The 12,370-nt window shown below is 44.3% G+C and carries 11 protein-coding genes; 6 read left to right on the forward strand and 5 right to left on the reverse strand.

Annotation, left to right across the window (positions count from 1 at the left end; translation table 11 throughout):
- Positions 1-5: 5 nt before the first annotated feature.
- Together ACPUEK_RS16790 and pomA are read right to left on the reverse strand one after the other, a co-directional pair.
- A complete protein-coding gene (locus tag ACPUEK_RS16790) occupies positions 6-1,016 on the reverse strand; it encodes a flagellar motor protein MotB (RefSeq protein ID WP_067031691.1) in 1,011 nt (336 codons plus the stop codon).
- A 33-nt stretch (positions 1,017-1,049) separates the two neighbouring features.
- Positions 1,050-1,805, reverse strand: coding sequence for a flagellar motor protein PomA (gene pomA / locus ACPUEK_RS16795; protein ID WP_067031695.1), 756 nt, complete (start codon positions 1,803-1,805; stop codon positions 1,050-1,052).
- A gap of 170 nt (positions 1,806-1,975) precedes the next feature.
- On the opposite strand from pomA, the gene ACPUEK_RS16800 reads away from it, so the two are divergent.
- The 5 genes from ACPUEK_RS16800 to ACPUEK_RS16820 all read left to right on the forward strand — a co-directional run bounded on the left by ACPUEK_RS16800 (position 1,976) and on the right by ACPUEK_RS16820 (position 7,902).
- Positions 1,976-2,218, forward strand: a complete 243-nt coding sequence (locus ACPUEK_RS16800) for an exodeoxyribonuclease VII small subunit (protein ID WP_067031698.1) — start codon at positions 1,976-1,978, stop codon at positions 2,216-2,218.
- Positions 2,215-3,096: a (2E,6E)-farnesyl diphosphate synthase gene (gene ispA / locus ACPUEK_RS16805; protein ID WP_425641527.1), complete on the forward strand. Its 882-nt coding sequence runs from the start codon at positions 2,215-2,217 to the stop codon at positions 3,094-3,096. Before ACPUEK_RS16800 ends, ispA begins: the two co-directional genes overlap by 4 nt.
- A gap of 48 nt (positions 3,097-3,144) precedes the next feature.
- A complete protein-coding gene (gene dxs, locus ACPUEK_RS16810; protein ID WP_067031705.1) occupies positions 3,145-5,034 on the forward strand; it encodes a 1-deoxy-D-xylulose-5-phosphate synthase in 1,890 nt (629 codons plus the stop codon).
- 135 nt (positions 5,035-5,169) lie between these two features.
- On the forward strand, positions 5,170-5,808 hold the full coding sequence (locus ACPUEK_RS16815) for an SDR family oxidoreductase (protein WP_067031708.1): 639 nt from the start codon (positions 5,170-5,172) through the stop codon (positions 5,806-5,808).
- Positions 5,809-5,985: 177 nt separating this feature from the next.
- Positions 5,986-7,902: a putative bifunctional diguanylate cyclase/phosphodiesterase gene (locus ACPUEK_RS16820; protein ID WP_425641528.1), complete on the forward strand. Its 1,917-nt coding sequence runs from the start codon at positions 5,986-5,988 to the stop codon at positions 7,900-7,902.
- Positions 7,903-8,006: 104 nt separating this feature from the next.
- Here ACPUEK_RS16820 and hisC read toward each other — a convergent pair whose 3' ends face one another.
- The 3 genes from hisC to prfB all read right to left on the reverse strand — a co-directional run bounded on the left by hisC (position 8,007) and on the right by prfB (position 11,816).
- On the reverse strand, positions 8,007-9,065 hold the full coding sequence (gene hisC / locus ACPUEK_RS16825) for a histidinol-phosphate transaminase (protein ID WP_067216277.1): 1,059 nt from the start codon (positions 9,063-9,065) through the stop codon (positions 8,007-8,009).
- A gap of 114 nt (positions 9,066-9,179) precedes the next feature.
- Positions 9,180-10,682, reverse strand: a complete 1,503-nt coding sequence (gene lysS, locus ACPUEK_RS16830) for a lysine--tRNA ligase (protein ID WP_067031718.1) — start codon at positions 10,680-10,682, stop codon at positions 9,180-9,182.
- A gap of 38 nt (positions 10,683-10,720) precedes the next feature.
- Positions 10,721-11,816 (reverse strand): peptide chain release factor 2 gene (gene prfB, locus ACPUEK_RS16835; RefSeq protein ID WP_139084476.1). Its coding sequence is split into 2 segments (ribosomal slippage): positions 10,721-11,743 and positions 11,745-11,816, totalling 1,095 coding nucleotides; the frame shifts between segments, so codons are not numbered across the junction.
- 143 nt (positions 11,817-11,959) lie between these two features.
- Between prfB and ACPUEK_RS16840 the strand changes: the two genes are divergently transcribed.
- Entirely contained in the window at positions 11,960-12,253 is a 294-nt protein-coding gene (locus ACPUEK_RS16840; protein WP_067031725.1) for a cell division protein ZapA, read from the forward strand.
- Positions 12,254-12,370: the final 117 nt, after the last annotated feature.

Consider the following 12,370-nt stretch of genomic DNA (forward strand, 5'->3'; position numbering starts at 1 on the left):
TGTCATTAGAAAATTTCATTCGGGTTTAACTCAAACCCACCATCACCTTCGGTAAATAGATCATTCGTATCTGGTTCGTCACCTAACCCTGGTGGATATTCAGGCTCAATCACATTCGGACGCGCTAAGTCATTTTGACGTATAACAATTTCAACCCGACGATTAGTAGCGCGATTTTGAGCGGTATCATTTGGAACAAGGGGCCGGGTATCTGCAAAGCCCGTTACAGAAAAGCGACTTTGTTCAAGTTGCCCTGTTGCAAACAATTCTTCCGCCACAGAAATTGCTCGGGCCGATGATAACTGCCAGTTAGAGCGGAACCGTCGACTATCAATTGGAATATTGTCTGTATGACCCTCTACCGCAATACTGCCATCTAAACCAACCAATAAGTCACGCACCATGTCGATAATTGGAATAAAGTCGTAGTTCAGCTCAGCTGACCCCGACTGAAAAGACCCTTTATCTTTTAAGCGTATCGTGATGGTATTTTCTTGCGTTTCAACCTCAACAGTTCCTTTAGAAATTTCTTCACGCATGACCGACGCCACCTGTTGTGCCGTTTCTTCAGTCTGCTGAATCTGCTGTTCCCGCTGCATATCTGCTTGCGACATATCGACCGCAGTATTCGGCGAAGGCTGTCCTGCACCGTCTTGCTCGTTTAATTGAGCAGAATCCGGTTTACACATCACTTCTAGAGTGTTTTCAGGAACATCATCTGCTTTTTGTTTTACTTCGTTAATCGGTGTTGGCTCAGGCCGCCCAGGACTAAACTCCTGCGCAATGATCGAAGTCCCCATAGGAATAGATTCCGCTTCAATCTGCTTTTGCACACCAAATGCTTCTCGCATCGAACCTGCCAACTGCTTAAATTTAAGTACATCCATTTCAGCAAACGAAAGCAGCAATACAAAGAAACACATCAGCAACGACATCAAATCGGCAAATGTCCCCATGTAAGCTGGGAGACCCTCTATACATTCGGGGCAGTCGTTTTCGTCTTCTTCATCACTCATGATATTTAAATCCAGTTACTAATCTGAAGAGTATTACTCTCTCTCTGTCCGTTTGCCTTCGGCAATATAGGTTTTTAAGGCACCATCCAAGACTCGAGGGTTTTGACCGGCTTGAATCGCTAATAAAGCATCTAGAATAAGCTGCTGACACAATAACTCTTCGTTGGCACGGTTAGTTAATTTCGCTTGGAGAGGCAAACACAACATGTTCGCCAGCATGGCGCCATATAATGTTGTTAAAAGAGCAACGGCCATCGCAGGCCCTATGGATTTTGGGTCGTCCATGTTGGCCAACATTTGCACTAGACCTACCAAGGTCCCGATCATCCCCATCGCTGGGCCAGTATCACCGAAGGCTTTAAAGACTTTTGCGCCATTATCATGGCGCGTATATGATTGGTTCATGTCTTTTGATAACTGCGCTCGAACGACTGTACCATCATGGCCATCCACAAGCATTTGAATGCCTTTTGATAAAAATGGATGACTGACCTCTTTCCCTTCCAAGGATAGTAATCCCCCTTTACGCGCTTCGTCCGCTAAACCGTAAATTTCATCAATCAACGTATCTAAAGGAATGCTTTTGAACATGAACGCTTTGGCAGCGGATTTACCTGCGCCTAAAAATTGCTTCAATGGGTATTGCATCAATACGACAAATGTAGAACCAATCAAAACGATAAGTACGGAAGCAGGGTCTAGGAACATACCCGCCGAGCCGCCAAAAATGATGGCCATCAATACGATGGCAAATGCCCCAACAAGGCCTATTAGCGTTGCGATATCCACACACGTCTCCTACGAATAAAGCTATAATGCAACTTAACTTCTTTCATTTTAAACAAATAGTAGCGGCGCGTCTTAATATACCGTTACTATTTTGTAACTTTAGAGTGTCATCGCTCTTGAATTATGCGGAATTCCGTTACAAATTGTAGATTACCAAAAGAGAAGTCATTATGTCTCGAAAAACCAGCGTGCGTCACTTCGAAGAAAACCTATCGGAATTGGAAACCATTGTCGCGCAACTTGAATCTAACCAGCTATCCCTTGAAGAAGCATTAAAAGCGTTTGAAAAGGGTGTGAAACTTAGCCAAGATTGCCAGTCTGTACTCACCCAAGCAGAGCAAAAAGTACAAATATTGCTTGAAACCAATGAAGGCGAGCGCCTAGAAAACTTTGATCCGGAACCTGAACAGTGAACCTAGAGCAATTTTCGCAGTACGCTTGTGAGCGCGTAAACCGCTACTTAGACCAAACTTTATCTGCATACACACCAGCAAACACGCTTCAAGAAGCCATGCGCTACAGCCTTTTTAATGGCGGAAAGCGCGTTCGCCCTATGCTGACGTATGCCGTAGCACATCTTTTTGCAGAGCCCAATGAGCTGACAGATTCTAGTGCGGCGGCAGTCGAATCAATGCACGCCTATTCTCTTATACACGATGATTTACCTGCGATGGACGACGATGCCTTGCGCCGTGGCAAGCCAACATGTCACATACAGTATGATGAGGCGACAGCGATTTTAGCGGGTGACGCATTACAAACTTATGCTTTCGAATTACTAAGCCAACACCACCTTGGCAAAGCCGATGATCAGCTTGCGTTAATACAAACACTGCAACAGGCATCTGGGCGTCACGGCATGGTCACAGGCCAAATGATTGACTTATCAAATGTCGATAAGGAAATGACGCTTGAAGACTTAGAACTAATGCATCGCCACAAAACAGGCGCCATTATCCGTGCAGCCGTTAGAATGGGTGCGCAAAGTGTCGGTGTAAAAAACTCGGAGCAACTTAATGCTCTCGATCTATACGCCTCTGCTATTGGTCTTGCCTTCCAAGTTCAAGACGACATAATCGACATTACTAGTGATACCGAAACGCTTGGTAAAACACAGTTTTCCGATGCGGATGCAAACAAACCCACTTATCCTAAATTACTTGGATTAGAGGGTGCTAAAGCACTCGCAAAGCGCTTGCACAACGACGCAATCGCGCAAGTCATGCCATTTGGCCCAAAAGCGACACCATTAGTAGAGCTGGCTAACTATATTATTGCCCGCAACCACTGATATAATGCATCGCTATTTTAAGACAGAATAAGTGACCTTCCGGTGCCCATGTTCGAAACGATACCTACATCGCGTCCTTTGACGCCTCTATTAGATCAAATAGACAGCCCTGCTGATCTGCGCGAGCTAAATAAGAAAGATCTCAGTACGCTGATTCGCGAACTGCGCGCCTACATGCTTTACAGTGTTGGGCAAACAGGTGGTCACTTTGGGGCTGGATTAGGCGTCATTGAATTAACAGTCGCGCTGCATTACGTATTCAATACACCAGAAGACCGTTTAGTGTGGGATGTCGGCCATCAAGCTTACCCTCATAAGATTCTAACTGGACGCCGCGATTCTCTGCTTACCATTCGCCAAGAGAACGGTATATCTGGCTTCCCAAAACGGGAAGAAAGCGAATTTGATACCTTTGGTGTCGGCCACTCCAGCACATCAATTGGTGCGGCATTGGGCATGGCTCTCGCTTCTCGCCAACTGAAAACAAACCGCAAAGCAGTCGCGATCATTGGCGATGGCGCCATGTCGGCGGGTATGGCTTTTGAAGCCATGAATCACGCTGGTGACGTTGAGGCAGACATGCTAGTCGTCCTTAACGATAATGAGATGTCCATTTCTAAACCTGCTGGCGCGCTATCAAGCTCCTTAGCTCGAATCTGGGCCAGCAAGACCTATGAGAACCTTCGTGAAGGGGGTCGTAAAGTTTTCTCAGGCATGCCATCCGCACTGGAATTGGCACGCAAAGCAGAAGAGCATATGAAAGGTATGGTTGCGCCAGGCACCATCTTTGAAGAGTTAGGTTTCAACTATATTGGTCCAATTGATGGTCATGATATTGAGCTACTCACCCAGACGCTTAGCAATCTTAAAGACCGAAAAGGTCCTCAGTTCCTACATGTCATTACCAAGAAAGGTAAAGGTTTTGAACCTGCTGAAGGGGATCCTATTGGCTATCACGCCATTAATAAAATTGAACCAGATCCTAAACCAGATACTGAAGAACCAAAAGTTAAATTGCCAAAATACAGCAATATCTTTGGTCGCTGGGTATGCGATGCAGCCGCTTTAGATGAAAAGTTAGTTGCCATCACGCCGGCAATGAAAGAAGGCTCAGATCTCATAGAATTTGCCGACAGTTACCCTGACCGTTATTTCGACGTCGCCATTGCTGAACAACATGCGGTAACACTTGCTGCGGGTATGGCCTGCGATGGTTTAAAACCGGTTGTTGCCATTTACTCAACCTTCTTGCAACGCGGCTACGACCAGCTCATTCATGATGTAGCACTGCAAAAGCTAGACGTATTATTTGCGATTGATCGCTCGGGTTTAGTCGGCGAAGACGGTCCAACCCATGCTGGCGCATACGATTTAAGTTATCTGCGCTGTATTCCTGGTATGGTAGTGATGGCACCGTCTGATGAAGACGAATGTCGAAAGTTGCTGCACACTGGCTACCAACACCAAGGCCCTGCTGCAGTGCGCTACCCTAGAGGCACAGGTCAAGGAGTTACAATAAGCAGCACTCTTGAGACAGTTAAAATTGGGCAGTCGCGAATACTCCATCAAGGTAATTCAGATATCGTAATTTGCGGTTTTGGTCGCCCTACATACGACGCTCTACTTGCTGCTAAAACGTTAAATGCCACACTGATCGACATGCGTTTTGTTAAGCCTATCGATGAAGAGGTTCTTTTAAGTTACCGTCATGCTAAGTTGTTTGTCACAGTAGAAGAAAATGCCATCATGGGCGGTGCAGGTTCTGCCGTATCTGAATTCTTGCAAAGCCATGACATCGCTTCATCGATACTGCAGCTAGGGTTACCGGACAGATATGAAGAACATGCAAGCCATAGTGCAATGCTTAAACGTATTGGCTTAGACCCAGAAGGGATCCTTTCTCAAATTCAAGCAAAACTAGAACGCCTGACTTATTAATACCTCAGGCGGTGATGCACACCGCCTGAACAATCTAGGAAAAATATCAACATAGTGTGAAAGCACTATTTCTCCATATTAGCTGCTAACTTATTGGCTACGATTAATTAAATTCAAAAACAAGGGCCAATAACCATGAAAACTATTTTGGTAATCGGCGCAACCGGTCAAATCGGGCAACGTGTTTGCCATACTCTCATAGAGAGAGGGCATTCTGTTCGAGCGATTGTACGAGACAGTCAACGCGCCAGCGAACTAGAACACCTTAATTTAGAAATTTATAAAGTCGATTTAGAAGACGATTTTTGTGATGCCTATGAAGGCGTACAAAAAGTTATCTTTGTCGCAGGATCAGGCAGTGCCACAGGTTTCGACAAAACCTTATTAGTCGACCTTTGGGCAGCTAAGCGAGCCATCGATTACGCTGAGGAAGAGCCTTCTGTCGAACACTTTATTCAATTAAGTTCGTTTGGTGCAGACGATCCAGATGAGATCAACTCAAGTATCAAACCTTATTTGATCGCAAAACACATCACAGATGAGTACCTAACCAAAGCCAGCCTACCTTATACTGTGCTGCGCCCGGGAAAACTCACCAACACGCCAGCAACAGGCGGATTTACTTGTGATCGACCAAGCATTGGTGAAGACACTAGTATATCGCGAGCGGATGTTGCCAATGCTATTTGCTACTGTGTTGAACATGATTCGACGAAGATCAAAGTAGTTGAATTATTTTCAGGTCACGAAACTATTGAACGAATATTAGGCTGATTTTCTAGAATTAGGGCTAGACTACACATTCAACAGGACTCTAGCCCTATATCTCCCAAATTTAAGTATCTATTCTTTTAATAAATGCTTAACTAGCATTTAATTCCACCCTAATGTGCACTATATTTGCACGCTAACCACTACCATTTGCTCAAAGGCCCATAGGAAGGAGTCGACTTGCAAAGATTTGAGGATTTCAGCCTTAATAGTATAAAAAATCCTATATGGATCTATGACGTTCAAAATTTCCAAGTATATTGGGCCAATAATGCAGCCTTGAATCTGTGGGAAGCCAATGACTTAGATGAACTAATAAGTCGAGATTTTAAATCAGAAAGTTCCGATGCTGTTACTCAAACACTGCTTGGCTATTTAAACGACTTTGAGGCAGGAAGAATCATAGACTGTTGGTGGCGCATTTCTCCAAAAGGCATCGATAAACAAGTATTTATGCGGTTCAGCGGCGTAGAAATTGAAGGCAACCGTACAGCAATGCTCGTCGAGGGGATCCATTCAGACATTCTAAATCGTTATGTTGGCGAAGTCGGGAAGAGTGCTATTTTAGGCCTATTTAATAATGAAGGTCATTTACTAAGTTTCAACCCTCCATTCAAAGACCAATTTGGCCACGAAATACAGACATTCTCAGACCTATTTCCCGAAGAAATTGATCTTGAGTCCTTTGTTTTCTCAGGAGAATCTCTGTTCGAAAATGATTACTTATTGCCCACCAATAAAGGGAAGCGCTGGCATAGGTTAGAGCTTAGCAAAGACATTCATGCGAAAAGTGTCATTGCCACATTGAACGACATAAATGAACGAAAAATAAGCGAATTAAAATACGTCCACGCCTCTATTACAGACTCGTTAACAGATTTACTCAATCGCCGTGGTTTACAAAATAAGCTGAAGGATATTCATGGCCTACCCTACACCTTATTCTATATTGATCTTGATGGTTTTAAACCCATTAATGACAGCTATGGACACTCCGTTGGAGATTCCTTACTTGTAAAAGTCGCTGAGATCTTACAGAACTCTATGCATTCAAATTCTGTCTGCGCCCGCTTGGGAGGTGATGAATTTGTCTTAATCATTCCTGAAGATTTACCAAAAGAGCAACGTGAGACTATCGCTAATAAGTTAGTGCAAAAGCTATCTTCACCCATGCAACTGGATGATATACACCGTACCTTAATTTCAGCGAGCATCGGGGTTGCGCACAACAACGACAACATAACCAATGACCCCTTACAAGTATTAATCTATGCTGATGCAGCGCTTTATGTGGCAAAACGGAGCGGACGAAACCGATTCATAAGCTATATTCCAGGCATGGAAGACCATCAACTTAAGCGCAGCCTCATCATTAAAGAACTACAAAACGCCATTGAAAACAACCAACTAAAGCTTCACTATCAACCCATTTATAAAACCCCTAATTCAAATGCAGTCGGATCAGAAGCATTGCTGCGATGGGAACATCCATCTCTTGGGCATATCTCACCGCTTGAAATTATTACTGCAGCAGAAGAAACAGGCCATATTGCTGTTTTAGAAAATTGGGTTATTCGTCGCGCATGCTTAGATTTAGCAGAACTAAAAATACTCTACGGTGAAAATTTTTCCATCGGCGTCAATATTTCTGGCGCTCATTTAACACAACTGAATTTTGTTGATGACATTAAATCAGTTCTAGAAGAAACCAAAACCAACGCAAAAGATATTGTTCTAGAGTTAACTGAAAGCGTGCTCGTTAGCTTTTTAGAAAGAGGCCGTAATACACTCCAGGAACTGTGTAATTTAGGATTCGTTTTTGCTATTGATGACTTTGGTACTGGCTACTCATCCCTTGCCTATTTGAGCCAAATCCCTGCGAGCTTTGTGAAAATAGACAAAGCTTTTACTAATAATATCGAGAACGACCCTCACACCATTCGCTTTATTCGCGACCTTTGTCAAAACCTTAATATGGAATGCTTAATCGAAGGTGTGGAAACACAGGAGCAAGCATTCCAATTAGATGCGCTGGGCATTCGTTATCGACAAGGTTATTTTTACGCAAGACCCGCACCGTTAAGTCAATTAACTTAACTTTTTTCTAGCAGAAATCATCGAACTCAATATTCATTAATTGCCCTTTAGCACAAAATAAATAGACAACCGTAAATGGATATCGAGTTCGATAGGGGCGACCGTTAAATTTCTTTTAACCTAGCAACTAACGCCGCCATTTCAGCATCCGTACCAATCGTAATACGTAAGAAATCTCCGATGCGAGGTTTGTTACCAAAGTAACGCACCAAAATACCCTGCTCTTTTAGACCTAAGTACAATGACTCCGCTTCACGTTCAGGATGCGTCACAAAGACAAAGTTCGTCGCTGATGGTAAAACTTGGAAGCCTAATGCCTCAAGCTCAATTGTCGTCCATTCGCGTGTTGCAACAGTCTTTTGACAAATTTCTTCCAGATAATCCGTATCTTCCACCGCTGCTGTCGCGCCGGCTAGTGCAATACGATCAACAGGGTAAGAGTTGAAAGAGTTCTTTAAACGCTCTAAACCTTCAATTAACTCTGGCTGAGCAATGGCATACCCTACTCGTATACCCGCTAAGGCACGCGACTTCGACAAGGTTTGCACGACCATGAGATTCGGATATTGGCCAACTAACGTCACAGCACTTTGCGCACCAAAATCCACATACGCCTCATCAACAAGAACGACAATATCAGGATTCGACTGCAGTACTTTTTCAATGTCTGCTAACGGCAATGCTTTACCTGTCGGTGCATTTGGGTTGGTAATTACAATGCCTGAAACATCCAGATTTTCGTAGTCACTTGGCACCACATCAAAATCATCGTTCAGCGGCACGATATCTGGGGTAATGCCATATAAGTTCGCGTACACCTTATAAAAACTGTAGGTGATGTCTGCAAACGCTAACGGTTTACCACCTGCAAAGTAGCCCATGAACGCCAGCGCCAGTACTTCATCAGAGCCATTGCCGACAAACACATGATCCGCATCTACCGAATACGTCTTTGCCAACGCATTTTTCAGTGTTTGGCAATTTGGATCAGGGTACAAGCGTAACTTTTCACTCACCTGATCCTGCATCGCTGCCAACGCTTTAGGGGAAGGACCATACGGGCTTTCATTGGTATTTAGTTTAATGTATTGCTTATCTTGTGGCTGCTCGCCTGGCACATAAGGGTCCAGTGATGCAATTTTATCCGTCCAAAAGCGACTCATTTCAACGCTCCATTTTTTAAAAATTTAACCGTTAAGAAGTTTTTAAAACCATAAAATAAGGCCTCAAAAGAGGCCTTATACAAAATCAAACGTGTGCTACGTGAGACGCCTCAATTAGTCCTGAGGGCGCATATGAGGGAACAATAGCACATCACGAATTGATGGCGAATCGGTAAACAGCATCACCAAACGGTCGATGCCAATACCCTGACCAGCCGTTGGTGGGAGACCGTATTCCAATGCATTGATGTAATCAGCATCGTAATGCATCGCTTCATCATCACCTGCATCTTTTTCTTCCACCTGACGACGGAAACGCTCTGCTTGATCTTCAGCATCGTTAAGCTCCGAGAAGCCATTAGCGATCTCACGCCCCCCTACGAAGAATTCAAAACGATCCGTAATAAACTCATCATGGTCATTACGACGTGCCAGCGGTGATACTTCTGCAGGGTATTCTGTAATAAACGTCGGCTGAATCAGCTTGCTTTCTGCCGTCTCTTCAAAGATCTCTGTCCACAACTTACCAAGACCCCAGATTGGCTTCACGTCAATATGCAATGCCTTCGCAACAGCGGTCGCTTTTTCAACCGTTGAAACGTCATCCGCCGTTAGCTCAGGATTGTAGTGCAAGATTGCTTCAAGCATGGTCATACGTGTGAATGGCGCACCGAAGTCAAACTCATATTCACCGTACTGAACAACCGTTTTACCTAGAACCGCTTCTGATACTGTACGCAGCATCTCTTCCGTCAGATCCATAAGATCTTTGTAATCCGCATAAGCTTGGTAGAATTCGATCATAGTGAATTCTGGGTTATGACGTGTCGACACGCCCTCATTACGGAAATTACGATTAATCTCGAAAACGCGCTCAAAACCACCGACCACTAAACGCTTCAAATAAAGCTCTGGTGCGATACGTAGGAACATGTCCATATCCATCGCATTGTGGTGGGTTACAAACGGACGTGCCGATGCGCCGCCAGGAATGGTTTGCAGCATAGGTGTTTCCACTTCCATGAAACGACGATCTTCTAAGAAGCGACGAATAGTAGAAATGATTTTCGAGCGTACTTGAAACGTATTGCGAGACTCTTCGTTTACAATCAAATCTACGTAACGCTGGCGATAACGCATTTCCATATCAGCCAAGCCATGGTGCTTATCAGGCAATGGACGTAACGATTTTGTCAGCAGCTCAACAGACTGCATGTCAACGTAAAGGTCGCCTTTACCGGATTTATGCACTGGACCTGTTACGCCAATGATGTCACCCAAATCCCAGCTTTTGATGTCTTTCAAAAGCTCTGGATCAAGCGCTTTACGGTTTACATAAGCTTGAATTTGACCACTCATATCTTGCAGCAGCATAAATGCGCCACGGTTACGAACGATACGACCCGCAATGCTCACCACGTGGTTCTTTTCTTCTAACTCTGGCTTTTCTAGCTCAGCGAACTCAGCCTGCAGGTCAGCAGCGTAAGCATCACGGCGAAAGGTATTTGGAAAAGCATTACGCTCTTCACGAATGGCAGCCAACTTAGCGCGACGCTCGGCAACTAAACGGTTATCTTCAGAATTTACGCTGGTCTCGTTTTGAGTTTCGTTAGACATGATCTTGTAAGGTACTCTTGTCAAAAGGTTTTAGTGCACTAAAGGCCTTGTTTAAGGCTCGCCACAATAAATTGATCTAAATTGCCATCAAGTACGGCACCAGTGTTGGAGCTTTCCACACCGGTACGCAAATCTTTGATACGAGAGGCATCCAATACATAAGAACGGATTTGGCTTCCCCAACCGATATCAGACTTAGTGTCTTCTAGCGCTTGAGCGGCTTCCGTACGCTTTTGCATTTCCATTTCGTATAATTTCGCACGCAACTGTTTCATAGCGAAGTCACGGTTAGCATGTTGCGAGCGTTGGTTTTGACACTGAACCACAATACCAGACGGTTCGTGTGTGATACGTACCGCGGAATCGGTCGTGTTCACGTGCTGTCCACCAGCACCTGACGAGCGGTAGGTATCAATGCGCAAGTCTGATGGATTAATATCGATATCAACGTTGTCATCAATCTCCGGAGAAACAAACACCGATGCAAAAGACGTATGACGACGATTGCCTGAGTCAAAAGGCGATTTACGCACTAGACGATGAACGCCCGTTTCAGTCCGTAACCAACCGAATGCATAGTCACCTTCGAAACGTACCGTCGCTGATTTGATGCCTGCAACTTCACCTGCGGAGACTTCAAGCAGTTCCACTTTAAAGCCTTTATCTTCACCCCAACGCAAATACATGCGCAGCAATATATTGGCCCAATCTTGTGCTTCAGTACCGCCCGAACCAGACTGAATGTCTAAAAATGCACTGTTCGGATCCATTTCACCGGAGAACATACGTCGAAATTCTAGCGCCGCCAATTGCGTCTCAAGCTCTTCAAGCTCAAGTTGAACGGCGTCAACTGAGTCTTGATCGTCTTCTTCAACGGCCATATCCAATAATACAGAGGCGTCTTCAACGCCCGTTTCCATATTATCGATAGTGGATACCACACCCTCAAGTGTTGAGCGTTCTCTACCTAGCTTTTGAGCGTAATCTGGGTCGTTCCAAACGTCTGGATCTTCCAGTTCACGGTTCACTTCTTCTAGTCGTTCTTTCTTTGACTCGTAGTCAAAGATACCCCCGAAGTACCTGAGTTCGTTCGGAAAGGTCTTTTATCTTTGAAACAATCGGATTAATTTCCATTTTTTCGTCAATTTACTATAAATTTAGGGTGGATTTAGCGAATCATCAATTGTAACGAATTTACCAGCGGCATAAAATGTTATTCGTTGCGAAAATAATGGAAATTCAACTCACTTAACACTTATCTAGCTGTCGGAGATACTATGGAAAAGCCAACTGTTGCTGTCGACATTCTGGGCAAGCCTTTCAATATCAACTGCCCGAAAGGTCATGAGGCAGAATTAAAAGAAGCCGCAGAATATCTGAACACCCAAATGCGTGAGCTTCGCGCAAGTGGCAAGGCGGTCGGTCTTGAAAAAATTGCTATTATTACCGCTTTAAACATTACTTATGATTTGCTATCAAGCCGTCGTTACGCTCGTTCTAATGAGCAGCAACTTCGCGAGCTAACATCACAGCTGGATTCGGCTCTGGGCCAACAGACTAAAGTTAGCTAATAGTTTTCATCATAGGTTTTACAGCGTTTAGCAAGCGTTTTGTTCACGAAAATTCTTCAAGTAACACCCCACCTCACAAGATTATTAGGGTGATTTTTCATATCGTCTCCCCTATAC

Source organism: Marinomonas gallaica (assembly GCF_049821165.1).
In the GTDB taxonomy this organism is placed as follows: Bacteria; Pseudomonadota; Gammaproteobacteria; order Pseudomonadales; family Marinomonadaceae; genus Marinomonas; species Marinomonas gallaica.

What these genes read in the sequence shown, in the direction of transcription:
- ACPUEK_RS16815 (WP_067031708.1), top strand. Translation starts at nt 5,170, where the DNA reads ATGAAAACTATTTTGGTAATCGGCGCAACCGGTCAAATCGGGCAACGT.
- dxs (WP_067031705.1), top strand. Translation starts at nt 3,145, where the DNA reads ATGTTCGAAACGATACCTACATCGCGTCCTTTGACGCCTCTATTAGAT.
- lysS (WP_067031718.1), bottom strand. Translation starts at nt 10,682, where the DNA reads ATGTCTAACGAAACTCAAAACGAGACCAGCGTAAATTCTGAAGATAAC.
- ACPUEK_RS16840 (WP_067031725.1), top strand. Translation starts at nt 11,960, where the DNA reads ATGGAAAAGCCAACTGTTGCTGTCGACATTCTGGGCAAGCCTTTCAAT.
- ACPUEK_RS16790 (WP_067031691.1), bottom strand. Translation starts at nt 1,016, where the DNA reads ATGAGTGATGAAGAAGACGAAAACGACTGCCCCGAATGTATAGAGGGT.
- ACPUEK_RS16800 (WP_067031698.1), top strand. Translation starts at nt 1,976, where the DNA reads ATGTCTCGAAAAACCAGCGTGCGTCACTTCGAAGAAAACCTATCGGAA.
- hisC (WP_067216277.1), bottom strand. Translation starts at nt 9,065, where the DNA reads ATGAGTCGCTTTTGGACGGATAAAATTGCATCACTGGACCCTTATGTG.